This window comes from Herbiconiux sp. VKM Ac-2851 (assembly GCF_013205105.1).
Classification (GTDB): Bacteria; Actinomycetota; Actinomycetes; order Actinomycetales; family Microbacteriaceae; genus Herbiconiux; species Herbiconiux flava.
Genome location: NZ_JABMLJ010000001.1, coordinates 110,751 through 135,726 on the forward strand (window position 1 = coordinate 110,751; position 24,976 = coordinate 135,726).

The window sequence follows — 24,976 nt, forward strand, 5'->3', positions numbered from 1 at the left end:
TCTCCCTTCCCGGTTGTCAGCTTTTGCCTTAAGTAATATATCCTCATATTCGAGTTCCGTGTCTTCTTGCCGCAGACGTCGGATCAATGGTCGCTTGACATCGGGTGGCTTCAGGTTGCTAACATCAATCCATTGCTCCCCACCGTCCTCACGGATTGGTGGGGCTTTTTTGTAGGAGTTCCGAATGGAACGCGTCGCAGTCTTCCTCGACTACGAGAACGTGCATCGCACCGGCCATCAGTTGTACGGGTCTGTAGGGCAGCCGAAGTACGACACCGTCGTCGACCCGGTGAAAATCGCTGAAGTCGTCGTGGCGAAACGGCGGACGGCCGGCGAGCTCACATCGATCCGCGTGTTCCGTGGGCGGCCTGTCCCCGAGTTCCAGTCCAAACCCGCCAGTGCGAACGACCTGCAGGCCGCCGCATGGGTGCTCGACAGCCGCGTGCAGCTCAAGCGGCGAGACCTCAAGTACGAGTTCGACGCTGACCGCAAGTGGGTGTCGGCACGCGAGAAGGGCATCGACGTGGCATTGGCGGTCTCGCTGGTCGAAGGTTCGCTCAAGGAGCAATTCGACGTGGCGATCGTCTTCAGCTGCGACACCGACCTGCTGCCCGCGGTCGAGCTGGCCTACCGTGACACCGCAGCCCACATCGAAGTCGCGTGCTGGTCGGGATCGAAGCCCCTCTGGTTCCCCGAGGGATTGCGGATGTCACCGCCGCGACGGATGCCGTACTGCCACTTCCTGTCTCAGCAGGATTTCCTCGACTGCCGCGACTACAGCGCGGTTTGACGAACGCGCGCGACTCACTTCCGATGAGCTACGCCGACGCGAGAATCGCCGAAGTCCTCCCCATCGAATCCCGCACAGCCTCACACCGCGCCTCGTCCGGGTTCTCCGTCATCGAGATCACCTCATCCAACCGCCCCCGAGCCACCTCGAGATCCGCCATGAGCTGCGAGATCCGATCCCGCTCCCGGTGCAGGCTGAGCAGCATCTCCGGCGGCGCATGCCCCGTATCCACGCACGGCAGGATCAGCGCGATCGTCCGACTGGCCAGCCCCGCCGAGAACAGATGCTGAATCAACCGCACCCGATCCACGGCCGAAGAGCCATAGACCCGCTGCCCGCTGCCCGTCCGCGACGAGTGCAGGATGCCCTGCTCCTCGTAATACCGCAGCGCCCGAGTACTGACTCCGGCCCGAGCCGCGAGCTCCCCGATCCGCATCTCGACGACCGAGTCATCCAACAACACCATCAGCACACCCTCGACTTGCCCTTGACGTCAACGTGAGGTCTTAGCCTACGAGAGAAGAGCCGCTCCATGCGGCAGAACCCGAAAGGACACCCATGAACATCGCCGGATCCGTCGCCCTCGTCACCGGAGCCAACCGCGGCATCGGCCGCCGCTTCGTCGACGAACTGCTCGACCGAGGCGCCGCGAAGGTCTACGCGGCCGTCCGCAACCCCGACAACGTGAAGGGGACCGAGTTCACCGACGCCCGAGTGGAGGTCCTCCGTCTGGATCTCCTCGACGACACCTCCATCACGGATGCCGCCGCCCGAGCCACCGACCTCACCCTCCTCATCAACAACGCCGGCATCACCACAGGCGCCAACCTCCTGGGCGAGAACGACCTGGCCGGCCTCCGCCGCGAACTCGACACCCACCTCTTCGGCACCCTCGGCGTCATCCGCGCCTTCGCCCCGGTGCTCGCGGCCAACGGCGGGGGAGCGATCGTCGACATCCACTCGGCCCTCTCCTGGTTCTCCACGAACGGCGCCAACGGATACGCCGTCGCGAAGGCCGCCGAATGGGCGATGACGAACGGCGTCCGCCTCGAGCTCGCCGCCCAGAACACCCTCGTCGTGGGCGTCCACCTCGGAGCCGCCGACACCGACATGATGGCCGGCTACGACGGCCCCATGACCGCCCCGCGCGCGGTCGCCACCGCCGCCCTCGACGGCGTCGCCTCCGACGCGATCGAGGTCCTGGTCGACGACTGGTCCCGCCTGGTCAAGGCCTCCCTGGCCAACGACCCCGCCGAGTTCTACGCCAAGGCCCTCCGCAGCGCCTGAGAAAAGCGGATGCCCGCCCGCGCCCACCCGCCAACCGACGTGTGCGCGGGTGGGCGCTGGCAAGCGCGTTCTCGGGTGACGCCAGCTAGCTACGACGCCTTGCTGAGCTGACTGATCCGTTGAGGCGAAAGTCCGAGAAGTCGAGCTGCATCTGCCTTACTGATGTGCTCCGCCTGCAGAGCAGCAACAGCCCGCCGCCGAAGCGCTGCCGCGGCCTTCGCGTCTTCCCGCGCCCGCGCGTCAGCCTCGTTGGCCTTCGTCCACAGGTCCGCCGCCGTCTCGGGAAGTTCAAGGTCGACCGTCACGTCGAGCGTCGCTTCATCCACGTCGAGCCACAACGCGGCGACCTCGAGCGCGATCTCGTCGATCTCCTTGATGGTCCGAGCCTGCCCAGAGGTCCCGAGCTCGGGAAACTCGATGTACCACCAGCGCCCATCTCGCCGTGCTCGCGCTTTCACTTCAGTCTTGCCCTTCGTCGTCATCTCATCTCCTGTCGCCATTTGTAGTGAGTCTGCGGGAGCTTGTTGATCAAGTCGCCGATGATGCCGGCGGACACGTCGCTGTGATGCGGGATGCTGTGTGCTCGGCACCCCCAAACCGTAGCAACTACTGATGTTTCGTCATGACCGACGCACTGCTGCAGGGTGCGCCCATGCGTCGATGGAGAAGACGGGGGATTTGAGTTGACTCGAAGTGCACGGCTTGTAGAGTGTGTTCATTACCGGTGGATCTCAGTCCTCTGGCCCTCCGGGGCTAGGCACCATTCGGATTTGGAAGTAACAGAGTATGGCCCGCCTCGGCGGGCCATACTTCTTGCATCACCATTCGGTAGGCGACGACTGCGCGTTGGCCGCGGTCAGGGCGGGATCGTGGGCACCCGGCGCGTGCGGGGCTACGGTCAGGTCATGCGATCGATCCCGGACACCGTTCGGCAAAGCACGTCCGGCGAGGCCTCGGGGCTGAGTGAGGCATCCGCTCCGCCACGCACCCCCATGTCACGAACACGACGGATGCGCGCCCTGCTCGCTCTCTCAGCCCTCGCCGTGGCGACCGCCCCGCTCGCAGGTTGCGCGCCCGCGGCCCCGGGCCCGACCCCAGCCACGTCAGCCGCCCCATGCCCTCCCGCACCCACCGACGCGGATGCCGCGCGGGTCGTCACCGCCGCCGAGCTGTGCGCGATCGACGGCCGCCCCTGGTCGGACTCGGTCTTCACGACGGTCGTGAACACGCCGGCGTGGGGCGACACGTCTCCGGCCTGCGACGAGGCCCGCCAGACCGCGTTCTACGGAGCCTGGAAAGACGTGCAGTCGCAGATCACCACCTTCGACCTCGCCACGGACTTCGCCGAGGACGCCCGCCTCCTCGGCGGTGTGGGCGTCGCCGTGCTGACCGCGCCGGATGCGTCCGCACCCATCGCCCTCCTCGACGCCGAGGTGGACGCGTGCCTCGGCGCCTCCGCCCAGACCCGGATCGACCACGGCCCCTGGCGTGGCGTCCGCGGACCGCTCTCGGGTGACGACGGCGAGCAGCTCACCTGGTGGGCGGAAGGCGACGGCCACTGGAGCCTCGTGCAGGCCTACATCTCGGAGACCCTCGCCGCCGACGACGCGGCCTCCCTCGAGTCGGCCCTCGACACCCTCCTCGACGCCCAGGCCGCCCGCCTGGCGGAGTGAGCTCAGGCTCGCGCTAGGCGCCCGGCTCGCTGATCGACCGGCCGAATCTTTCGACCCGCAGCCCGTGCCGGCACGCCGCTGCCAACCCAGCTATGACCATCGTGGGCAAGCGCGGAGCGCGCGGCAGCCTTGCGCCGCAGGACGGTCGGCGGCTGTCTGACGGATGCTGCCGCGCGCTTCGCGCTTGCCCTCGAAGACCATGGCCGGTCAGGAGGGCGGGCGCGCCGGATCAGGCGGCCGGTCGGTGGATGGTGCGTCGGCGCGTGGTCGGAATCGGTGTCTGCTCGGTATCGATATACCTAGGCGGAATGAGATGAGGCACCCCGGACTGCATGGTCAACTTCCACGCTGCCTTGTGCAGGTGCGAGTGGTGGAGGTGACAAAGAAGCACGCCGTTGTCGATGTCGGTTCTTCCGGGCGGATGATCGTCCGAAACCCACTCGTCTGCGTGGTGTGTCTCGCAGAACGAGGGTGGCCGAACGCAGTCGGGCCAGATGCACCCACCATCCCGGGCCGCGAGCGCCCGGTTCTGCGCCGGGGAGAAGAGCCGCTTCGTCTTGCCGTGATAGAGCACCTCGCCCCGATCGCCGAAGACGGTGGCGGCGATGGGGGAGTGGCAGCGAAGCTGCGCGACGGTCGACGCGGGAACCGGCTCGTCGACGCCGTCGATCCATCCGACGCCACGCCCAGCTTCGAGGTCCTCGACCGAGATGTGCACGTTGACAGTCGCGGTCGCTCCGTTGATGCGAGGCATGTCGTCGGCGCGGGTGGCGCGGGAAATGAGCTCGGTGATGGTGTCGGCATTCTTCTGCGCCTGCGGGCGGGTATCGGCGGTTACCATCTGGGCCACACGCTCGTCTTCATCGAGGAACCGAGGCCCGGTCACGCGGGGGCTCAGCATCGCCCGGATGCTCGCGAACCACACCCCGCCCTGCTCGGGCGTGAGCGCGAACTTCCCCCGCACCATCCCGTCCGCGCCTGCGCGATCGTCAAAAACCGCTGCATCTGCAGCACCTCATCCCGCGGCTCGGAACCGTCGGGGTCGAGCACCTCGCGAAGATGGATGGCGGCCCTGAACGTCTCGTCGGCGGTCAGTCTGCACGCGATCGTCTCGTCGACGAGGGTCTGCTCGGCGAGCGCCATCACGTCGGCCGAGCATCCACTGTCGGCGAGCCCGTTGCATTGCTTCACGATGGCCGCCGCCGCCTCGACGCCAAGCACCCCCTCGTTGAGCCGTTGCCCCACAAGCGGGAACGGCGCGGGCCCCTCGCCGCCACCCAGCAGCACTGCACCCCGCAGCTTCCGCCCCAGCTCGAGACGCGCCTTGCACTCCCGCGTAGAAGCCCCGGTGACGCTCGCGACGAGCGTGGTGGGGCTGGTGAAGTTCTGACGCTGGCTCAGACCCTCGTCGCCGAGCTCGCTGCGCGACCGCAACCCGACCTCGCCGGCGGTTTGCACCTGCCCCGCAGACGCCAGTCGTCCGATCGCCTCAAAGTCGGCCATGACCTCGAGCACTTCCTCGTCGGTCAGAACCGCAAGCCTGCTGACAGCACTGCCCAGCGCGACCCGGAGATCGTTGGCGATCTCTTTCAGCTGGTCGTCTGTTTGCATACTGAGATTCTATCAGGAGTTCCTGATGAAAGCTCGAATAGTTGGAAGAAGGGGATTACTGTGCCTTCAGTTGTTGCACGGCACGAGCGAACAATTCGGTCGGCGCTGAAGTGACAAAGTCGATGCCCGCCGTGTGAAGTTCAGCGCTTCGCCTCAGTGAGCTCTTGCTTGTGTAAACGAAGATCGGGACTTTCGATCCCTTCTCAAGGAGCTCTGTGTTGAGATCCAAACCCGCGCTTCGGTTGTACCCAGAACTCTCGTTGCGACCCAAGTCAGTGATTATCAAACGATAGTTGCGTGACTCCAGGAGACTAAGGGCTTCATCGGTAGATCGGGCAAGATCAACGTCGACCCCTATCACCCGAAACGCCTTGACTGTGTCGAGGATGTTCTCCACATGGTCGTCCACCCACAGAATCGGGCCCGACAAATATGCCTGATCCGCGAGTTCTGCGGCGTGAGTGGCCTTTTTGTCGATGGATTCTTTGCTGGTTTTCGAGCCCGCTGTCTCTTCCGCGTCCGCCAGAAATTCTGCCGCTCGCCGGCCCGCCTGCGACAGCTGAATAGCGTCTGATTCAGTCGACTCCACCATCGTGCGCAAGATCAGCCGGGCCCACAAGTAGCTCATCAAGAAACCGACGCTCGCGCCGTACACGACCACAGAAATCGCGACTGCCGGCGCGTTCGGAAGCGACAATCCTGTGGCGAGATAGCGCCCAAGCGCAGCCAGCGCCCCCGGCAAGGTGGCCACCTGCACAAGGGTTGCACCGATGATGATCTTGGTCAGCCAGTCCGAAATCTGCTCGAGGCTCGAGCTTGCGGCGAACCGACCGGATTCAGCTTGTGCGGATTGCTCTTTTGTCTTGGGCACTCCGAATATGAATCCGACAATGGAGAATGCTGCCGCCGCCGCGAACATATAGCCGACAAGCAGAAATGCGACTCCCACATTGAAGTCGGACGCGCTGAGCGAGAGTGCGATACAGATCGCTATGCCGGCGCCTAGGGCAATGGCTAGGGCGATCAGGATGCCGCCGCTTGGCCTTATCGTTCGTTTGACCATCACTGCAATGTCCCTTTCGCTCGGCATGCGAAGGCTCGATCAGACGGCGAGGGGTAGTCGTCGTTGCTGTCGCTCTACGCTTCCCCATAGCTGCATCGCGATGTGGAAGAACAGCAGCGTCCGGTGGCCGAATCATATGAGTGGTGTGTCAACGGCCACAAGGCCTCTGACGAGTTCTCGTGCCGCGCGGCGGCGGCCTGCGAGAGAGCAACGAGAATCTGTCACCTAAAACCGCGTCGATGTGCAATCGGATTCGACCCACCTCGCCCCTGCTACCCTCACCCCATGGCCACGCCTTCTGTCCATGACGAACTAGCAGCCTTCGCAGCCGAACGCGACTGGCCCCAGTTCCACACTCCAGAGAACCTCGCAAAAAGCATCTCCATCGAGGCGGCCGAACTCCTAGAACTCTTCCAATGGTCCCCGGATGCGGACCAGCACCGAGTCCAAGACGAGCTGGCGGACGTCCTCACCTACGCCTACCTCCTAGCCGCGAAGCTCGGCAAGAACCCCGACGACATCGTCCGCACCAAGCTCGAGAAGACCCGCGAGAAGTACCCGGTGGAGAAGTCCCGAGGCAACGCCACGAAGTATGACCAGCTCTGAGATCATCCGCCTCCCCTTCGACCGCGCCGAGCTGGCCGTCTGGTCGAGAAGCGGCGACAAGCGCGTCTCCAACTGGCCGGTCGTCTACATCCTCGACGACGACACCCAGACCGCCGTCGGCAAGAAGAAGCGAGAACAGCGCCGCAAGATCTACGTCGGCGAATCACTCAACGTAGCCGCCCGCATGCGCCAACACCTCGCGAGCATCGAGCGCAGCCGACTCACCAACCTCCGAGTCATCATCGACGACACCTTCAACAAGTCGGTCTGCCTGCACCTCGAGTCCTACCTCATCGAACTCCTCAGCGGAGACGGCGCCTTCGAGGTGCTCAACCGCAACGACGGCATAGTCGACGCCGACTACTACAATCGAGCCTTCTACCAAGACCGTTTCGACGAGATCTTCCACCAGCTCAAGATGGCCGGCGTCTTCACCCGCACCATCCCCGAGATCATCAACAGCGACCTCTTCAAGCTGAGCCCCTTCAAGTCGCTCACCGACGACCAGGCTTTCGCCGTCGAGGGCGTCGTGAAAAGCCTCTTCGACGACCTGCGCAGCAATGACCGCAGCACCACGGTCATCCAAGGCGACCCCGGCACCGGCAAGACCGTCGTCGCGATCTACCTGCTCAAGCTGCTCGCCGACATCCGCTCGTCAACTGACCTCGACGCCCTCGATGACGACGGCGACTCTCTTTTCTCCGAGTTCTTCACCGACGAGCACCGGATGCTCCTCCGCGACCTCCGCATCGGTTTCGTCATCCCGCAGCAGTCACTCCGAAAATCGGTGCAGAAGGTATTCCGCAAGACCCCCGGCCTCGACCCGACGATGGTGATGACGGCCTTCGAGGTGGGGGAGTCGGAGCATGACTTCGACCTCCTCATCGTCGACGAGACCCACCGCCTGAACCAGCGCGCCAACCAGCCGGCCGCCACTCTCAACGCGAAGTTCCGCGACATCACGACGAAGCTCTTCGGCCAGGACGACACGTCGAAGACCCAGCTCGACTGGATCAAGGCCCGCAGCACCCACCAGATCTTCCTGGTCGACCCCGCTCAAAGCGTGAAGCCGGCCGACATCCCCATCGAGCTCCTCCAGCAGCTCGTCGCAGACGCGAAAGCCGCTGACCATCACCACCCCCTTCTCTCGCAGATGAGGGTGCGCGCCGGTTCCGACTACGTCGGTCACGTGAGACGGATGCTCGGCGTCGCAACCGAATCTGGCGCGCAGCCGCCTGCTTCTGTTCCAGACTTCGGCGACTACGACTTCCGGATGTTCGACGACGTTTCCGCGATGCGCGCGGAGATCGTGCACCGAGACCGGGAAGTCGGCCTCTCACGCCTGGTCGCGGGTTACGCCTGGGAGTGGAAGACGAAGGGCAACAAGCCGGGCCACGACATCGAAATCGGCGACTTCCGGATGCGCTGGAACAGCACCCAGACCGACTGGACCGCGTCGCCAGGCTCCCTCGGCGAGGTGGGTTCGATCCACACGGTGCAGGGCTACGACCTCAACTACGCCGGCGTGATCATCGGCCCCGACCTCCTCTTCGACACCACCACTGGCCGCATCGTCGTCGACCGCGCCTCGTACTTCGACAAGAAGGGCAAGGAGGCCAACAAGGCGCTCGGTCGCGTCTACTCCGACGACGACCTGCTCTGGTACATCCAGAACGTCTACGCGGTGCTACTGACGCGGGGCATTCGAGGCACCTACATCTACGTCCATGACCCGGCGCTCCGGGAGCACCTGCGGCCCCTTGTCTCTTTGCCGTAGCGCTGGCCCCTTCCATGAGGCCGGATCGCTGTCTTGTCCTGTTCAGTCGTCTGAGTCTATGTATCCCTGGAGTAGTTCCTTTACGACGTCCGTCAGGGTTCGGCCCTGCCGTGCTGCCTTCGCCTGCGCCGCCGCGTAGAGCTCAGGGGGAATCCGAAAGGACTTGTGCGGTGTCTTTGGCTGATTAGGCATTGTGCAATCGTGCCAGAGACGCACCTCTTGCAGGGTGTACAGCCACCTATTATCATCGGTGGTATGACACCTTTCGAGAGTTCACCCACCCTATCTATCCCGGTTGATCTGGCCAACGAGGCCGAACTGAGAGCCCATCAAAGAGGCCAGAGTCTGGATGAACTAGTCGAGCAGCTTCTGTTGAGGTGGATGCTCGCCGAAACGCCTGTTCCACGGCCTCGGAGCCATAAATCGAAGAGCCTCCGTCGCTGCCGAAACTGTGGAGTTCGCGTAGCGAAGGAGGAGCGGCTGATGCCCTGGAAGGCCTGCTCTGGAGATTGCGCCGATGAGATTTGGATTCGACTGTGCGTGCCGGACTGAGTAGTCGCAGGTGACGAGCTGGCGGAGGGCCGGATGCATTGAGAGTGCGTCGAGTCGAATCTTCAGGTCAAGTACCGGAGAAGCCGGTTTTCCCACCAAAGGCGCCGTCTGCGACCGCCAAAGGTACTGGTCTTTAGGCCTCAATAAAAAAGGATGACCGTGCCAAGATGGCGAGCATGGCTGTCGACGCGAATGACTCGGGCGCTCGTCGCATACCTGTGAGTGAGGGTCGGTGGCTAGCAAGCCGAGACTCGCTTCAAGAATCAATTCGCCTTCTGGGCAGCAGAGGTGGAGAACCGGACTTACAGGGCGCCGTTGCCATGCTTGCGAACGATCTGTCCGCAATTGGATGGCTCGCATGCACCGATCTCGATGCCATCAGGGTGGCCAAAGAAGCCGTGGACGGTTTCTTGGAACAAGGAGAACTGAGACCTCAACGAATTTCCGCTCTGTCTGCGGAACTAATTGCGCGATCGACCACATTCTCAAACGGAAGTTTCTCAACCGACCCCTGGGAAGATCTTTTCGGTGTTCCCCGCAGCAGCCTCACCGATGCAGCAGGGCTGGTGGTGAGTTCACGTTTGTTGGCGCATTACTACCAGCGGCCGGCGGAGCTTGCGAAGGCAGCCGGGGCCCTCATGTTCCTCGCGAGGGTGCCCTTTATGGTCTCCGTCCAGCTTGGTCCGACCCTAGTTAGTCTTCTTGAGACACCGAACTTCCTATGGACGAGCCGAGCGATGGCGCTAATCCAGGAACGTCTCAGTTTCCTCGGTATGGAGCCTGCGTCGGCAAAGATCAGGGCTTTCTCCGCGCGAGGCGATCAGGCCTGGACGAGTTCGCGGACGTTTAATGCCATCACTAACATTGTGGATTCCGAGGCTGATCCGCGGACGCGAACCGCCCTACGTCTCGATGCCTACAGAAAGCTGGCTGAGGGCCAGCTCAGGTCATGGCTCTGGCTTCTGCTTGACGGCGGGGATACAAACGAGAGGGCGCCCATGCTGGCAGGACTTTCGCGTCGCGTTTCGCAGGACCCGCGAACACTCATGCGACAGGTCAGCGTCTTCCTCAAACCTACGTGGCGGAATGCGTCCGCTCACGAGGACATTCAGTTCGACGAACATGACCGGATGGTTGATGAGGACGGTACCGTCGTCGGGCCGACCGAGATCGAGCGTCGCACGGGGGAGGCGCTTGCGTTCACCGCTGGCTGCGAAGCGGGTCTCGCTAACTATCCGACGATGGTGGAGGCTCCCGATGAACGAGCATCCGCTGCGGTGCCGCGTTCCTTCCAGATCCGAAGAACCTATGAGTGGTTCGGGGACAACGGGCTTCTCGTGAGGAGCGTTGACGTATCGAAGGGGCCGCTTCTTCGAATATCTGTGGAGAGCATCAGCCTGAACCAGATAGATCCGTGCTTCCAAGCCCTAGTCGAATGCGTGATGAATGGGGTGAAGTTTGAGGTAGCTGAAATTTCGACTGGTTTCTCGGATTCTGTGTTCGTTGTAACCGCCCAGAGTGTCGATCTGGCTACGACGGTCTGGAAGCAAGCGCGGAGATTGGGGTTCTATCAGAATCCCGGTAGCACGTTCTTGCCCATGCACTTGGACACCCGCCTGAGGATTGAGCGACAGCCAGCTGCCTTGGACGCGATTGCTTGGCTCGCCCTTAATGATTGCTTGCACGCGTTCGACACAGCTCAGAACTTTCTGGATGGCAGAGGCTCAGCCGACGATAAGACACTGGAGCTCATGAGGCGACAGGAGGTACCCCTTTCGGACGATGTCGTGATTCAGAAGTACATCTTTAGGCGCCTTAGGGTAGCTTCTCGGGCCTTCCAGCTAACCAGGACGATGGTGGCGGAAAAGCTCAGTGACTACGCGAGTCAGGCAGCAACTGCGATCGACTGGCAGCTCGCCGACTCTGCCCGCAGCCTTCGCGGCGCTGTTCCCGGCTTTATCTACCCGGGGTGGATGTTGGATCTACGAGACCGGATTCCGGCGCCACCTCCCGCGCCCACTCTCGGAGTCTGGGACTGGAACCAACCGCCGTAATTCGCCATTAGGGTTACCTGCTGCTGTGACCGCGGGCGTCGCGGTGATAGCGACGAGCGGGCCGGTCGCGGTTGGGGTGCCACGCCACGCCCGAAGTTACTCCGTCGTATGTAGATATGAATAGATTGATTCCGCGATCTTGCGGCCAAGCGGAATGGGCACTGCGTTGCCGATCTGCTTCGCAATATCGGTCTTGGACCCGTACCACTGGAAGTCGTCCGGGAATCCCTGCAGCTTGGCCGCCTCGAAGTGGGTAATCGGGCGGTCCTCAACTGGATGCAGGTACCGGCCCTTCTCCGGCTTGAAGAATTCTGTTCGGATCGTGACTGACGGCGCACCGCTCCGGAGTCGACCCATGACGTCGCCCGAGCCGGCGTCGTGCGAGTCCCACGCTTCTGTAGACAAGTATTCGAGCACGGCGGCCCGATCTACAACGCCGTCGCTGACGACTGCATTGAACAATTCTGACTTGCTGCGACGACGCCCAACTGTCGTCGATTCCTCTAAACGAATGACATCGCGCACAGTGACTTGACGCTCTGTGGTGAGACCGTCGATGACTTCGACGTGCGCGCCGAGGACGTTCAACGCACCACCGCTTCCTCGGTGGTGACTCACTTTCTGAATGATGATCTCGCCGCCGTCAGCGAACCGACATGCGTATCGACCTCGAAGGTCCTTACGGTTCCCGTTCTTCGGAATCGCGCGATAGCGTGAAAGTGAGATGGGCTCCGGTTTGCGTCCGATGTGGAGGTCGGTCGTCAAGAACGGCCCAGCGAACCGGCCTGCGATTCCGGAGACCTGCCGCGGATGCACGACTGGCAGGTCAGGCGCGATCTCGTTGGTTGCACTGTCCTCGAACAGCTCGTCAACGGTTGCCCAAGCTGCAGCCTCGGCCTGTGTCCCGAGCGACGAGATGCGGTGGCGCTTCGTCAGCACCTCATCTCGTAAAGCGACCTTGGTATGTGTTGGCGTGGGATAGCTCAGCAGGTCAGAGGGCAAGCCGGCGTCGGTGCGAACACCAATCACGATGGCACGCCGTCGTGCCTGCGGAGCGCCGAAGTTGGCCGCGTTCAGCAGGTAGCGTCGGTCATGCTCCTCTTCGGTCTCGTTGGGCTTCGATCCAGGGTCGACGAGGCGGTAGTTCTTGAGGTCCGTTCCGCCGATGCGGTACTTCAGGTCTCTGAACTCGGCGGATCGGAGGAACCGGTCGACGTTCTCGATCACGAAGACCTTGGGTTGAAGTGCGACGACTACACGGATGAATTCTTCCCAAAGGGTGTTCCGCTCGGGGTTCACCTTCTCGCGGTTCAGTCCAGAGAAGCCCTGGCAAGGCGGTCCGCCGACCACCACATCGATCTCACCGGGCTTCCACCTTGGCTCCCAGCCGACGATTGTGCGACAAACGATCTCCGGTGAGCCAAAGTTACCAAGCCGAGATGACCCGGCGCCGAAATTTGCTGCGTATGAAGCTGCGGCCGTTGGTTCCCACTCGACCGCACCGACGCTTCGGAATACAGGCCCGGGAGTGCCCTCGGGACGATATTGGTGGAACCCCTCGGTTAGGCCGCCGCAGCCCGCGAAGAGATCGAGAACCGTGATCGGGGGGCTGCTGTGTCCCTCTGATGTCACTTACCAATATTAGCTTGCACCGCCGGCGCGGTTGGTCCGCGCGACTAGATGGGACAGCGCTTCGACTACTGTGAATTCGTGTCCATTCCCGGTCCCCATCCAGGGGCGTCAAGTCTGGGTGTTAGCCAGCGAATGAGCTCCGCCCGGCGACGAGATACCAAGCCGGAAGTCGATGTTCGTCGTATCCTGCACGCTCGCGGTCTTCGTTACCGCGTCACGTACCCTGTGCCAGGTATGGCGCGGCGGTCCATCGACATCGCCTTCACGAGAACCAAGGTTGCAGTGTTCATCGACGGCTGTTTCTGGCACGGATGCCCAGAGCACGGCACAGTGCCGCGCGCGAACGCGGACTGGTGGTTGGTCAAACTTCAGCGAAACAAGGATCGGGATGCAGAGACTGAGCAGGTGCTGAAGTCAATTGCCTGGCGGGTGTGTCGTATATGGGAGCATGAGAGTCCGGATTCAGCCGCCGAGCGTATTTCTGCAGTCCTTCGAATGTCCTCGTGACCTCCGATGAGGCGGTAACGCTATGCCCCACCAATCGTGCGGACCTCGTCGAGGACGCCTTCGAGCAACCCTGTAACGTCCCGTCCACCGAGAACCAGCTGGCGATCGAGCAGCCGGTTAGCGGTCTCGCAGGATGTCTCACTAACGAGCGAACATCCGTGGCACGCGGACAGGTTGAGGCTCGAGGCACCTTGTCTGTCGCTCTCAATACATACCGGATCGTTTGAGCAGACGTCGCCGTCGTCGATGGCCGCGAGGAGCAGCGGGACCAGCTTGTCGGGGTCGCCAAGTCGAACGAGACCTCCCAGCGTGCCCTGCGCGTCCCCGGCTGCAGTGTAGATCAGCACTCCCGAGGTGCGATCCGGACGGTCGGAGTGAGCGTATATGCGCTCCTGGAGCGACGCAGACGAGTACCCAGACGCATACGCGAGTCGGCGGATTAGCAGGTGGGCGATCGTGTGGAGGGCGACAAAGCGCGCCTCAGGCACGTCCAGTCGACTTGCCCACTGCGTTGTCGATCGGCGGTCGATCAGGATGCCAGCTCGCGCGCGGACCTCGGCGCGCCGTTCCCATTCTGAGAGAAATTCGTCGCTGAACTGGAGGAAGATTCCTTCTCCGTACATTTCTATTGCGGGGAGTGTCTGCTTGCGTTTCCCCCTGAGTGACAGATCGGCCGGGATGAGATCGGCCTCTGCTGAGTAACGACGGAAGCCCTTCAGAGCTCTAACCTCACGTACTCGCCGAACTTGGCCGATGGCGGTCAAGCATTCCCTCAGCGTCGCAGGGATCCCAGGTTCGTCGGCCGTCAACCAAGAGTCGACGACGAAGTCACCTTCGCTGTGGTCGCGCCCTGGCGATCCGAGCTTTTTGAGAAACGCCGCCCACTCGCCATCCTTGAGATCGGCGAGAATGTCGTCGCGCGGATCATTGCCCGTCGCCGCGAGCCGTAGGACTTCCTCGACCGGGACGCCGACCTCGTCAGCTATCCAGCCCGCGATCATCGCGGCCTTGGGCCCACCGTTGTCATCGACCACTCGCCTAAAGTCGTCGTGGGATCGGACGGCAGCAGCGAGCGCGATCGACTGGGGAGCCTCCTCGGGGATGTCGAGAGCGGAGATGCGGTCCGCGATGTAGTTGCCCGTCGCGCCACGCTGGACGGCGACAAGCGGGTAGTCGCAAGCATCCGTCTGAGTTGGGTCTTGCCAAGGCTGGATGCCCTTACAGCGAATGCCGTCATGTGCCAGTGCTTCCTTGGTGACCAGGTCTGACATCGAACGGGAACGTTGGCAGCCACCGCACTCCACTCGAAGGGACTTCAAGCCCTCGCCGTGCTTTGCCGATCGGACGAACACCAGTTCCTTGTATGCCCGGCAGTGGCGAACAGCTTCGGTGACGCCCGCATCGCGACCGCGATGTGCCCACATGAACCAAGGGATGTCTTGAAGATGACTGCCGTTGTTACACACAGCTACGTAGCGCATTGGGACGAGCATGCCGCCACAGTCACACTTGTTAGTCCATTTGCCCCGGTTCCTGCTTGTGCGTTGCGACAGTCGGGAGCATCGCTCGCAAAACCGCCACGTGGGGAACCGCCAGTACAGCAAGCTGGCGGTCTCCTTGCCCGTTCGCCCCGAGTGGGTCGGAGCTTCCCGTAGCACGCTGGGGCCAAGCCGCTCGACGAGTCGCTCGCAGTGAATCTCGGGAGCGTAGCGCTCGTCCCACCATGACGTGTCGGGCGCGATCAGCGACTCTCCTCGGATGTCGACGACAGCCCCGACTCCGAACGGTGAGACCGTTTCTGATAATCGCAGGTCATGCTTGATCCGCTGCATTCTTCCCCTCCTCGAATGGTTCGCGCACCTCGACGGCAACGTTCGGTTCAACCGACCGCATCGAGTCAGCGACCAGCCAGCCTTCCCCGGACTGTCCAAACCGCTTCAGTAGCGCAGAATCATCTGACTTGACGCGGTCGTAGAGAAGGTCCTGGCCAGTCTCGCGAGCAGAGCGTGCGCGACGGTCCCATTGGCGAAGTAGCGCGTTGATTCGTTCGCGCGTAGCTGCCGCCTCGACGCTGTCCGCCCGCTCGACTTGCGCAAGGAATCGATCGATCAGGGCCTCAACAGGGAAACGCTGGGCAACATTGTCAAGGCTGAAATCTTTGGCTGCGTCGTTGGAGGCTAGCCCGGGGCCGAGGTGACGGACGAGCGTCACGAGCGCGCCAGCGAGCGAACGTTCGCGCGACGCCAATGACCAGGGAGTGACGCTCGTCGGCTCGACGCTTCTGTAGAGCGCCTCGTGGTACCCACGGAACGTCTCGAAGTGGGATCTGTCTCTGGCTCGGTTGGAGCGGAACAGCGTGGTGACGACTCCGCGGACCTTTCCTCGGCCGACGCGGCTAGTCGCTTGGATGTACTCGGACGTGGTTTTGGGCTGGCCGACCATCAGCATCAAAGCAAGGCGTGGAATATCGATGCCGACCGAGAGCATGTTTGAGGACAGTACGACGTCGACCGCCTGGTCGGACTCATCGGCGCTCCGACGTAGCTCGCGCAGATCGTTGGGTAGTTCCTCCGGCCCACGTCGGCTCGTAAGCTCCAACACCCGTCCGGCGCGAATCGTTCGAAGCGCGTGATTGAGTCTCTCGGCTCGAGGCTCAAGTCGAGCGTTGACGTCGTCGATAACCAAAGTACCGGTGCGGCCCAGCTCACGAAGACTGTTGTGGTACATCACCGCTGTCCAGTAGGCGTCGAGACTCGCATCCGCCTCCGGGTGCTCTCGAAGAATCTCTGGAATCTCGATCAAGGGGGCTGATGCAGACACGGTCGCCGACATCTGGGACAGAGCTTGTGGCATCAGCCCGAGGTACAGTCGACCCTCGCCGCTGGAAACCGGCTTGGAGAAGAACGTCGTGTCGTCGTCAAGACCGGATGGCGGGTATAGAGCGACTGGCCTGCCGTACAGACCCTTCACCTGCTCATCGGAGGCCCTGATGGTCGCAGTTGATGCAACGATCTTTGGCCTCGAGCCGTTGGCGGCGAGAAGCATCTGAACCACGGCATCGAACACCGCGACGGTTGTGCCCAACGGCCCCGCCAACAGATGCAGCTCATCCTGGATAATCATCGACGGTTGCCGGAACGCGGAACCTAGGCCGAGCAGCCTGCCGGCCTCTGGGCGGAACTGCAGGCGTGCGAATTTGTCTACCGTTGCAAGCAAGACTGTCGGTGGATGATCGTAAAGCATCTCGTCGACGACACATACGGGAAGTTCGTCGGCGAACTCGCATGACGGGTTCACGCAGTGGATGAGGAGATCCTTACCAACCATCCGAACGCCATACTCGCTCAGGTGAGGCGATCGCGTGCGGGGCAGGAGAGGCGTGGCGCACCATGCGCAGCTTTCAACCTGGAACTGGTTCGCCTCCTCCGGCCGCGCTGCTTGGTGGAGTCGCTCAAGAGCAGTCTTCGCCTCCGCCCGTTTCCCTGGAGTCACTTCGTTGCCGACCCACAGGCCGATCGAGAACGGGGCCATTCCGTCCGCGCGCGAATCGCCGATCCGATCGTGACGACGGAGCAGCTCCATCGCACACACGAGAGAGGCGGCTCGCTGAAACTGCTGGGATGTGAGCAGCCGAAGCGTGTAACGAGTCAGAACCGCAGTGCCACCTCCTGCCGGACCGTCGCAGAGGCGCCTTCGGAAGATCTCGATCGCAGCAAGCCCCAAGTATGCTTCCGTCTTCCCGCCGCCGGTGGGGAACCAGATTAGATCGACAAGCGCTCGCTCCTCGTGCGTGTCATCTACGGTCGAGGCAAGGGCGACGAGGAGAAAGCCCAGTTGGAAGGGACGCCACCGTGGCTCCGGCCGAGTTCCGTCACGGTTGAAGACGGCCTGTTGCATCTGCAGACGCATGGCGGCCATAGCGAGTGAGAATGCAGTCCGAAGGGAACCGCTGCCCGAGTGGCCGAGGAGGCCGAGTGACATCTTCATGCGGTCGAGCGCTTTCTTCGACCGCCCTACAATCCGACGGGCAATCTCGCGTTCTGGTCCGAATAGAGGAACGCGCTCCTCCTGCTCCATCACCCAAAGCTCGAACTTTTCGAGAAAGGCGTGCAGCGATGCGAGTACCTGGTCGGTGTTTCTGTCGAGCGTCGCGATGTGCTCAAGACGCAGGGCATCTGCTTCTGGAGTGCCGTCCTCGAACCCCGTTGTCTCGACGTCAGGAACGACGAAGTGCGGGACGGGTTCCAGGCGCACCTGGCGGCAGACTCCGTCCGCGACGGCCCAGTCGGCAGCCATTCCGTGTCCGACCGCGTACACCTTTCGATTCCTGAATCTCAGACGCAGTTCCGCGGATTCGTCGTCGAGGTCGAAAGCGCGTCGCATGTCGTACTCAAGGATCGTTCCGGCACCGGCAGCGGAAACCGAAAGAGCGACCTGGTAAAGCATGCTGGTGGCGTCCAGGCGGTCGTCACCGGTCGACATCGCCAGAACTCGCAGGTGGACGGTCACAAGATACGCATTCCCAACCTGCCGCCAGCGGCTGCCGATCTCGATCGGAACCTGACCGACGGCCTGCTCGCGAACGCGATCGTCGCGGGTGAGACAAAGGTCCGAGATGGAGAACGGGGTTCGACGCCACCTCGGGGGGCCATCGCCTTCGACGGACGAGTATGTCGCGCCTGTAATCTGGCATTCGACAATCTTGCAGTCGGTCACAAACGAGATCGCCGCCGATGACGGCCGCCAGTCCTCGGCGATCGGGACCGTGGCTCCGTTCTCCTCGACCTCGCCATCAAACGCGATCATCCGATCGGCCACGTCGCTCTCGTGCTCATCAGCACCGTGGTCTTCCGCGGAACCGGGATCGCGTGGGAACAGCATCCCGACGGCATATTGCCTGTTCGGCGGGTTGCAGATGACCTCGGCATCTCCGCTGTCCGGTCCGACGTAGGCCGACTTGAGGTGTGCGAGCACGAGCCCTTGCGCACGGGTTAGCGTCATCGATTCATCGCTCCTTGGCGTAACAAGTGCTGCAGGCGGCGCGTGTCCCCCTTGGAGAGCACCACGTGCAGGGAAACACGGGCGCGGGTTACAGCGACGTAGAAGGCGGCCGTCCCCGATTCATCGAGATTCGCGGGTAGTCCGCACACGACGACGTGCTCCGCTTCCAAACCTTTTGAGAAGCGCGGGCTCGTGACAGTAACGCCGCCGACAGCGACGGGCGCCGCAACAGATCGCGGGTCGATCACCCAGATGTCGGAGCGCCGTGCGCCGTCCGCAACAAGGGCTTCAGCGATCCTCACACCATCGTCGACCGAAACTTCCTGGTCTGTGGTGTGCCACTCAACTCGCTCGCCGTTGACGATTCCTGGGTCGCCCACGTCTGCGCCAAGATACTCCTGCACGACGTGGACAATCGCACGCGTGTTGCGCACGTTCAGCGACAGGTCGACCGTGATTGCCTCTTCAGCAATCAACTCCGCAACATCGGGGTCATAGTCGCCCTCGACGTGAGCCTGGTTGTTCGGGTCGAGGAACATTCGCCACCGCCCAGTCGCTCGGCCCCCGATGATGGTGGCGTCCAGCCGGTCCATCGCCTCGGCGGTCATCATGTCCTGTGCTTCGTCGACCAACACGACGTCATACTCCCCGGCATGCTCGAGGTCGGCGAACGGAATCACGTCAACTGCGCGGTCATGGAGGTGCGGCGCGAAGTACTGCGCAAGAGACGGAGAACGAAAAGTGACGAGCACGGACCGCCCGCGCTCCGCCTCCTGTTTTGCGGCCTCTACCAGCACAAGCGATTTCCCCGTACCAGCCCCTCCGTAAACGAGCACACGCTTGTTGCGCGCGAGTGACGCGAGCACACGGGCCTGGCCGTCGGTGGCGCGGTTTTGCTCTTCAATTACCGCGCCGCGCTGCGCATCAACCACGGGCATTCGAGTGAACTCGCCAAAAAGACGTGTACGCAGATCGGCCAGCCGGGCGACCTTCGTACCATGCGGTGCCTTTTGCGCACCAACAACCATGGCATTCAGCGCGCTTGTCAGATCGCCAGCTGACATTGCGTCTCGCGCCAGCCAGTGCGTGGGCTTCCAATCGACCGAGTCCGGTGGTGCCTCTGTATCAGGCGTCAGGACAACAGCCTCATGCGCGTACCACCCGATGCCCTGCTCTTTCAGTATTTTACGCAGTGCGTATGCCGCCGAGCGCGCCTGCTCCATCGGAGACGTTCCGAGCCTGTGCCAGTCTCTGCGACGGTCGATGCTGTACCAGAGTCCGTCGTGCTTGCGCACGCCGCCCCCCTTGACCTCGACGACAACAACGGTTCCCCGCCAGAGGATCACAAAATCGGCTTCCGCCTGCTGCTTGTACGCGTGGGAGCGGAGCCCAACCGAGTAAAAGGCGACTGCGTCGTCGTCTTCAACGACATCCCGGAGGAGTCGGGCAACTCGCCGCTCAGCTTCGCTTCGTGACGTCGTTTCGATGTCTGCGAGGCATGGAACAAGGATCATCCGCGCTGCTCCGTCCAGAGGTTCTCATAGTCGTGGTAGCCAAGAAAGTCGTTCATTGCGCCCCAGTTGTCGGCAATATCGACGATGAGGCACTCCTCCTTGCCGCCGTTCTCCGTTCCACGCAGACCGCGGCCGGCCATTTGGATGTATGCGCCCGGGCTGAATGTCGGACGTGCGATATAGAGCGCCCTCACCCCTGGAGCGTCGAACCCCTGCACGAGGAGGTCGCAGTTAGCGAGGACCTGGATCTCACCCGCTTGAAACTGCGTGATGACCTTTCGGCGCTGTTGCCGACTGGTTTGCCCACTGACCGACTCAGCAGCAAGTCCTCGGTAGCGCAGCGAAGCCGACAGCACCTGCGCAGACAGCACGCTCGGGGTGAAGACCAAGATTGGCCAGTCCGGATGTGCCTCGAGAGTCTGAACGATGTGTTCGATAAGAATCCGCATGCGCTCTTCGCTGCGTCCGATGCGCTCGTAGACGTTGCGGTCAATCAGCCGGCTGGAGCTGAGAGCGACACGCTCGGAGTCGTTGAGCTCGACTTCGATGCCGCTCGGCAGGACTTCATGCTTGACGCTTGCGAGAACACCTAGCTTCACAAGCTCTTTGTATGGCTCTGGGTCCGGAATGGCCAGCCGCTTGCCGAACCTAGCTTTCAGTTCCTTGGTCCCGCTGTGGTCGCCAGCTCGTCCCTTGAACGGCGTAGCCGAGAGCCCGACAAGCGGCCTATCCCAGCTGCGCCCGTCGACGCCCAACCACCGAAGGATTGCGGTGTATCTCGCTGAACCGGCGCGATGAGCCTCGTCAACGAATACCGCTGCCGGCGTGCTGAGCCACTCGTAGTCGACGCGTCCGATGAGCTTCTCCAGCTGCGCGTCGGTTGCGACGATCACGGACAGTTCAGTGTCCGGTCGTTGAACCGTGTTCGATCCCCATAGCCGACCGATCGTGAGGGATCGTTCATCGGCGAGGTATCGCCAAACCGTCTGAAAGGTCTGCACGGCTTGCTCACAAAGTTCCTCAGACTGCGCGATCCAAAGGATCGTCCCTGAAAGAACTTCGTCAACGAACAGTTTGAGGACGGTCTCGGTGGCGACTCGCGTCTTGCCCGCGCCGGTCGGCAGCTCAACCATCGCCTTTTGACCGGGCCCGTTATCTGAGGGTTGGGTCAGTACAGTGCGGAGGTCCTCACTGATCCGCTTCTGGTACGTGTGCAGACGGTTCAGCACGACCGCGCCCGGGACTACGAATTCGGACGGTCGGTTCTCGTTTCGCTGCCCCGCATAGTCTGCGCTGAACCCCATTTTCCGGACCCAAGTCACAGCGGGTCTGGTGCCGGCCCACGCTTCCGGAACGTCTGAGAACCCGAGGGCTCGGAATCTGTCCGCGAGAATGAGTAGTGCATCGGAGCCAAACACGGTCAAGAAAAGTTCCGCTACCGATGTTCGGGAGTTGACCAAGCCCTGAGCTTCAAGGGCGCTCCAAAGTCCGGTCGGTAGCGCTTCCATGAGGTCGTCTGGGCCGATGTATAAGTCGAGACGATCTGCATCGCTCTTGATAGCTTGGGCCTGCTGGCGCATCAGCTCAAGCTGATGGTTTAGTCCAGCCTTCAACACGGCGGTGAGATGTGCATTGTTCAGGCGAAGATCAAAGGCATCGTTGATGAACTCAAGAATCCGCCGGTCGTCGACATCGCTTCTTACGATGAGGTCCTGTCCGTCTAGGTGCCAATCCCTGGGCTGGTCCTCAGTTCCGTCTTCGGTCACCACACGTTTTGCGATAAGCAGAGCCCGAGCAAACTTGGCCGATCCGAGTGCCGCGCCGTATCCGGAGCGAAGACCGGTAAATGCATCAAGGATTCGCTGGGAATCCTGCTGGCCCTCGACAACCATGGCGAACGAGAAGCTATCGGTGAATCGTCGACAGCCCACTGTCTCGACAAACTCCTCGACCTTTTCCGCATCAACCCTCAGATACGGGCGCTGCCTACTTCGAAGAATCTCCACTTCGTCATCGGTGGATGCAAGGAACACGGTCGTGGGCGAATGTGCTTCGACGACTCGTGTGACTCGCGCAGGAATAGTCGACGGCTTCGCGCCTGCATACCCGACTCTTGTGGCGGTGAGGATGAATTCGGAAAGAACTGCGTCGTCGACAGTTGGGAAAACGTCAGCCTCCAACATCTCGCGGAGAACGTGCGGAGGAACTGCGGCGAGATCGTCTGGAAGATCTAAGGCGGCCTGGACCTGGTGCGAGCCCTTGAAGAGTGGAAGGAGAGCGCCAAACCGCACTAATGAAGGCGCGACAATGTCGTCGGGTGCTCTGAATCCTCGCGACGACGGAAGAATACCTGCCTGCTGGACAGCCCATCGGGAGGGTGACATCGCTCCATGCGAGCGCCCAGTATCGAGATCTTCGAAGGTCCAATCTCGCTCCGGCAGTGTCAGCAGCGCCATTGTCCACGCCGCACGCAATTGCACTGGTGCCTCGGCATCTCGCAGCATCAACAATGCGGAGAAGGGGCCCGGTCCATGGCCAGGGCTGACATCCACGCGCTCAACGGGGCGTTCGCCTGGCCCGCGTCTCGTATTGAGCGCCTCGACAGTCGCAGCAACATATGATTCGTACTCCGCCTCGTCCTCGAGCGAGAAGTCTTCAACCGGACTTTCAGCAACGCCGAGCCCGTGCGCTACCTCGGGCATGCACCGTCGTCGGTCGAGTAGCCGGGACGCGAACCGCTCGGGCAAAACTACGTCAACGTCAATCACTTGTTGGGGCCACGCCCACCCCCCGTCACGCGTGGGCACTTTGACCGACGCTTTCGAGGTCGTCATGGCCATCACAGCTTTGGCCAAGCTCACCGAGATTGCGGCGTCCCACAGCTTCTCGAGGTCTTGACCGCTCGGATCCGACGACAACATTGCCAGCCGTGCGTTGAGAATCGCTTCCGGGTCTAAGTTGCGGAAGCCGCGGCTTACAAGTAACTGCTCGACCTGGTCCTCCAGGAGGAATGCCGGATCAACAAACACGGCGCCATCGACGTCCAATCCCTCCTCCCGACGGAGGAAAACGACGTTGCTGTCAGTGAGTGATTTCATGCCGTCGGACGTCGGGATGACCTTCGCCGTCGAGATGTCCTCGAGAGAGAGATTTCTGAGGACCGTCCTGAACGCGTTTGCGGAGGAGACTGGATCATCGCCCTCCGCCCACTCTCGAAGCCACGTCAGAAGTCCCCTCTTAGGCATTCGCTCCATCGCGGCGCGGACGTCGCGAGAGCTGGGGTCCAAGTCTGGTTCCTGAGCAACTAAGAGAAGCTCACGGAGTCGAAGCGCCCTTTGCGATGTCCTGTAGCAGTGCCAATGGGGAACGTCTTCGCCGGTGTTCGGTGAGACCGTCCAACCGAGGTGGACGGGGGGGTCGAAACGGACTGCTGGATCCAGGGGGCGAAGTTCTGATCCGTTGCGTAGAGTTCCCGCCGGATCGGGAATGTAGCGGCCCGCGCCCGCCAAGCTATTCACGTGCGCCCGCAGAGCGTCACCCGCGAAGCCGCGACTCTCCTGATCACGCTCTCGTGCTGGGAGGTAATCCAGGTGCGCGGCTGGTTCGTCAGCGGATCGCATTCTGGGAAGCAGCGGAACAAAGAGCTCCGCGAGGGTTCTGATGATTTCCTGGTTGTATCGATTCTCGAGCAGGTTTGTGCGGTCGTCGTTCACACTCCACGGCGCGTTGAGCAGGGCCGCCACGGAAGTCTTGTCCTGGAGCGGGAAATATGACCAGAACTGCCCGAATGCCACGCGGCTGCGTTGACTAGGAACGGCAACTGTGACCTTTACCGCGTCGCGGGATACCGCCTCGCCGACTTCGTGACGTGCCTCTGACGATGGTCTGTGCATCGCACTGTCCACTATCCACTCGTCGCCGGTGCCGTCCGGTCGTTCGATCCTGTAGCTCTTATTGCCTAGGTCTCGGGAGACATGGCTCGTCTCAAACAGGTCATCGCCGAGCACTCGCAGGCGGACCTCCCTGACCGCGCCTACAAATAGGAGAAACTCCGACGTGAATTCCTGTATTTCAGTTTGCAGCCGTTCTAGGTTCGTCGCGCCGGGAAGCCTAACGATTGTGGAGGCCCACGATCCAAGTTCCGCCAGGATTGGATCGCGTTCCAATTCGGCTGTTGCATCCAGAAGCGTGGCGGTGCGGAGAACCGGGTACCGACGGGCGGTCGCAATGTTGGCCAACTCCGTTCGAGCCCTCGGCGAATTGAACTCGAACGAAATCGAGCGGCTGAACACTTGCGGCGTCTGCGATACCGCGAGCACCGATTTGAACCCGAGGCCGAACCGACCGATTTCGTCGCCGCGCTTCTCGCTGAGGTACGCCATTGTTACCGCCGTCAGGCCGCTAAGAGAAAAAGGCCTTCCCGCGTTCGCGCAGTAGAGCACGCTATTTTCCGTGTCCAGGACGATCTCTACGCGGCCGGCGCTGTCTGAGCCTGTGTCTTCAGCACCGGCGAGAGCGTCGGCTGCGTTCTGAACCAATTCGAGCAGTGTCCGACTCGCGTATCCGCCTGTCTGGATCGACTCTTCGTGGTTAGCGTGCTCCGAAACGAGATTCGGATGGATTCGGTACGCCTCGATCGTTCGGGTGAACTGATCCTCTACCTCGCGAGCGAGTCGAGGATCGGCCTCCCAAGCCTGGCGGTCGGTCGTCATCGCGGATGCCTTTCGTCGAGCATCTGCGAACCGACCATTGCAGACGTCATTGACTTCGGCTCGAATGGTGCGAGGGGGTCAGGTGCTCGTCTACAAGTGTCCCCCCGTCCCACGATCTCACATTTGCTGAATTCATTCAGCATCTACGTAGCCGCGGCACCACCCCATTTTGGGTGACGGGAATTTAGGCCAGAATC

The 24,976-nt window shown here is 62.1% G+C and carries 17 protein-coding genes; 7 read left to right on the forward strand and 10 right to left on the reverse strand.

Annotated elements, in window-relative coordinates; genetic code table 11:
• Positions 1-184 precede the first annotated feature (184 nt).
• The gene (locus HQQ85_RS00570) at positions 185-790 is read left to right on the forward strand and encodes an NYN domain-containing protein (protein ID WP_173180577.1); all 606 of its coding nucleotides are present in this window, start codon (positions 185-187) and stop codon (positions 788-790) included.
• Between the two features lie 28 nt (positions 791-818).
• On the opposite strand, the gene HQQ85_RS00575 is transcribed toward HQQ85_RS00570, so the two are convergent.
• Complete coding sequence (locus HQQ85_RS00575) at positions 819-1,256, reverse strand: MerR family transcriptional regulator (protein WP_254069067.1); 438 nt, start codon at positions 1,254-1,256, stop codon at positions 819-821.
• A gap of 92 nt (positions 1,257-1,348) precedes the next feature.
• On the opposite strand from HQQ85_RS00575, the gene HQQ85_RS00580 reads away from it, so the two are divergent.
• A complete protein-coding gene (locus HQQ85_RS00580; protein ID WP_173180578.1) occupies positions 1,349-2,077 on the forward strand; it encodes an SDR family oxidoreductase in 729 nt (242 codons plus the stop codon).
• A gap of 89 nt (positions 2,078-2,166) precedes the next feature.
• On the opposite strand, the gene HQQ85_RS00585 is transcribed toward HQQ85_RS00580, so the two are convergent.
• Positions 2,167-2,559, reverse strand: coding sequence for an antitoxin HicB (locus HQQ85_RS00585; protein ID WP_173180579.1), 393 nt, complete (start codon positions 2,557-2,559; stop codon positions 2,167-2,169).
• Between the two features lie 510 nt (positions 2,560-3,069).
• Here HQQ85_RS00585 and HQQ85_RS00590 point away from each other — a divergent pair.
• Positions 3,070-3,750 carry a hypothetical protein gene (locus tag HQQ85_RS00590; RefSeq protein WP_173180580.1) on the forward strand — a complete coding sequence of 227 codons (681 nt, stop codon included), beginning with the start codon at positions 3,070-3,072 and terminating at the stop codon, positions 3,748-3,750.
• Between the two features lie 229 nt (positions 3,751-3,979).
• Here HQQ85_RS00590 and HQQ85_RS00595 read toward each other — a convergent pair whose 3' ends face one another.
• The 3 genes from HQQ85_RS00595 to HQQ85_RS00605 are packed head-to-tail and all read right to left on the reverse strand — an operon-like array spanning position 3,980 to position 6,424.
• On the reverse strand, positions 3,980-4,717 hold the full coding sequence (locus tag HQQ85_RS00595; RefSeq protein WP_173180581.1) for a DUF222 domain-containing protein: 738 nt from the start codon (positions 4,715-4,717) through the stop codon (positions 3,980-3,982).
• Positions 4,645-5,361: a DUF222 domain-containing protein gene (locus HQQ85_RS00600; RefSeq protein ID WP_173180582.1), complete on the reverse strand. Its 717-nt coding sequence runs from the start codon at positions 5,359-5,361 to the stop codon at positions 4,645-4,647. Before HQQ85_RS00600 ends, HQQ85_RS00595 begins: the two co-directional genes overlap by 73 nt.
• Positions 5,362-5,416: 55 nt before the next feature.
• The gene (locus HQQ85_RS00605; protein ID WP_173180583.1) at positions 5,417-6,424 is read right to left on the reverse strand and encodes a hypothetical protein; all 1,008 of its coding nucleotides are present in this window, start codon (positions 6,422-6,424) and stop codon (positions 5,417-5,419) included.
• Between the two features lie 285 nt (positions 6,425-6,709).
• Between HQQ85_RS00605 and HQQ85_RS00610 the strand changes: the two genes are divergently transcribed.
• From HQQ85_RS00610 to HQQ85_RS00620, 3 genes are all read left to right on the forward strand, one after another.
• Positions 6,710-7,030 carry a nucleotide pyrophosphohydrolase gene (locus HQQ85_RS00610; RefSeq protein ID WP_173180584.1) on the forward strand — a complete coding sequence of 107 codons (321 nt, stop codon included), beginning with the start codon at positions 6,710-6,712 and terminating at the stop codon, positions 7,028-7,030.
• On the forward strand, positions 7,017-8,807 hold the full coding sequence (locus tag HQQ85_RS00615; RefSeq protein ID WP_173180585.1) for a DUF2075 domain-containing protein: 1,791 nt from the start codon (positions 7,017-7,019) through the stop codon (positions 8,805-8,807). Before HQQ85_RS00610 ends, HQQ85_RS00615 begins: the two co-directional genes overlap by 14 nt.
• 872 nt (positions 8,808-9,679) lie before the next feature.
• Positions 9,680-11,413 (forward strand): hypothetical protein, encoded by a 1,734-nt coding sequence (locus HQQ85_RS00620; RefSeq protein ID WP_173180586.1) that lies wholly within the window; start codon positions 9,680-9,682, stop codon positions 11,411-11,413.
• A 96-nt stretch (positions 11,414-11,509) separates the two neighbouring features.
• On the opposite strand, the gene HQQ85_RS21500 is transcribed toward HQQ85_RS00620, so the two are convergent.
• Positions 11,510-13,045 (reverse strand): DNA cytosine methyltransferase, encoded by a 1,536-nt coding sequence (locus tag HQQ85_RS21500; protein WP_173180587.1) that lies wholly within the window; start codon positions 13,043-13,045, stop codon positions 11,510-11,512.
• A 132-nt stretch (positions 13,046-13,177) separates the two neighbouring features.
• On the opposite strand from HQQ85_RS21500, the gene HQQ85_RS00630 reads away from it, so the two are divergent.
• Complete coding sequence (locus HQQ85_RS00630; RefSeq protein WP_173181656.1) at positions 13,178-13,552, forward strand: very short patch repair endonuclease; 375 nt, start codon at positions 13,178-13,180, stop codon at positions 13,550-13,552.
• A gap of 20 nt (positions 13,553-13,572) precedes the next feature.
• Here HQQ85_RS00630 and drmB read toward each other — a convergent pair whose 3' ends face one another.
• From drmB to HQQ85_RS00650, 4 genes are read right to left on the reverse strand one after another with little or no spacing between them, the layout of a single operon-like run.
• The gene (drmB, locus tag HQQ85_RS00635; RefSeq protein ID WP_173180588.1) at positions 13,573-15,384 is read right to left on the reverse strand and encodes a DUF1998 domain-containing protein; all 1,812 of its coding nucleotides are present in this window, start codon (positions 15,382-15,384) and stop codon (positions 13,573-13,575) included.
• Positions 15,365-18,553, reverse strand: a complete 3,189-nt coding sequence (locus HQQ85_RS00640; RefSeq protein WP_173180589.1) for a helicase-related protein — start codon at positions 18,551-18,553, stop codon at positions 15,365-15,367. Before HQQ85_RS00640 ends, drmB begins: the two co-directional genes overlap by 20 nt.
• Entirely contained in the window at positions 18,550-20,067 is a 1,518-nt protein-coding gene (locus HQQ85_RS00645; protein WP_173180590.1) for a nuclease-related domain-containing DEAD/DEAH box helicase, read from the reverse strand. The genes HQQ85_RS00640 and HQQ85_RS00645 overlap by 4 nt, the downstream gene beginning before the upstream one ends.
• A complete protein-coding gene (locus tag HQQ85_RS00650) occupies positions 20,064-24,779 on the reverse strand; it encodes a sacsin N-terminal ATP-binding-like domain-containing protein (RefSeq protein WP_173180591.1) in 4,716 nt (1,571 codons plus the stop codon). Before HQQ85_RS00650 ends, HQQ85_RS00645 begins: the two co-directional genes overlap by 4 nt.
• Positions 24,780-24,976 lie beyond the last annotated feature (197 nt).

Excerpts from the sequence above, each read along its gene's own strand:
- HQQ85_RS00570 (WP_173180577.1), top strand. The coding sequence starts at position 185 with ATGGAACGCGTCGCAGTCTTCCTCGACTACGAGAACGTGCATCGCACC.
- HQQ85_RS00575 (WP_254069067.1), bottom strand. The coding sequence starts at position 1,256 with ATGGTGTTGTTGGATGACTCGGTCGTCGAGATGCGGATCGGGGAGCTC.
- HQQ85_RS00580 (WP_173180578.1), top strand. The coding sequence starts at position 1,349 with ATGAACATCGCCGGATCCGTCGCCCTCGTCACCGGAGCCAACCGCGGC.
- HQQ85_RS00585 (WP_173180579.1), bottom strand. The coding sequence starts at position 2,559 with ATGACGACGAAGGGCAAGACTGAAGTGAAAGCGCGAGCACGGCGAGAT.
- HQQ85_RS00590 (WP_173180580.1), top strand. The coding sequence starts at position 3,070 with ATGTCACGAACACGACGGATGCGCGCCCTGCTCGCTCTCTCAGCCCTC.
- HQQ85_RS00595 (WP_173180581.1), bottom strand. The coding sequence starts at position 4,717 with ATGGTGCGGGGGAAGTTCGCGCTCACGCCCGAGCAGGGCGGGGTGTGG.
- HQQ85_RS00600 (WP_173180582.1), bottom strand. The coding sequence starts at position 5,361 with ATGCAAACAGACGACCAGCTGAAAGAGATCGCCAACGATCTCCGGGTC.
- HQQ85_RS00605 (WP_173180583.1), bottom strand. The coding sequence starts at position 6,424 with ATGGTCAAACGAACGATAAGGCCAAGCGGCGGCATCCTGATCGCCCTA.
- HQQ85_RS00610 (WP_173180584.1), top strand. The coding sequence starts at position 6,710 with ATGGCCACGCCTTCTGTCCATGACGAACTAGCAGCCTTCGCAGCCGAA.
- HQQ85_RS00615 (WP_173180585.1), top strand. The coding sequence starts at position 7,017 with ATGACCAGCTCTGAGATCATCCGCCTCCCCTTCGACCGCGCCGAGCTG.
- HQQ85_RS00620 (WP_173180586.1), top strand. The coding sequence starts at position 9,680 with ATGCTTGCGAACGATCTGTCCGCAATTGGATGGCTCGCATGCACCGAT.
- HQQ85_RS00630 (WP_173181656.1), top strand. The coding sequence starts at position 13,178 with ATGAGCTCCGCCCGGCGACGAGATACCAAGCCGGAAGTCGATGTTCGT.
- drmB (WP_173180588.1), bottom strand. The coding sequence starts at position 15,384 with ATGCAGCGGATCAAGCATGACCTGCGATTATCAGAAACGGTCTCACCG.
- HQQ85_RS00640 (WP_173180589.1), bottom strand. The coding sequence starts at position 18,553 with ATGACGCTAACCCGTGCGCAAGGGCTCGTGCTCGCACACCTCAAGTCG.
- HQQ85_RS00645 (WP_173180590.1), bottom strand. The coding sequence starts at position 20,067 with ATGATCCTTGTTCCATGCCTCGCAGACATCGAAACGACGTCACGAAGC.
- HQQ85_RS00650 (WP_173180591.1), bottom strand. The coding sequence starts at position 24,779 with ATGACGACCGACCGCCAGGCTTGGGAGGCCGATCCTCGACTCGCTCGC.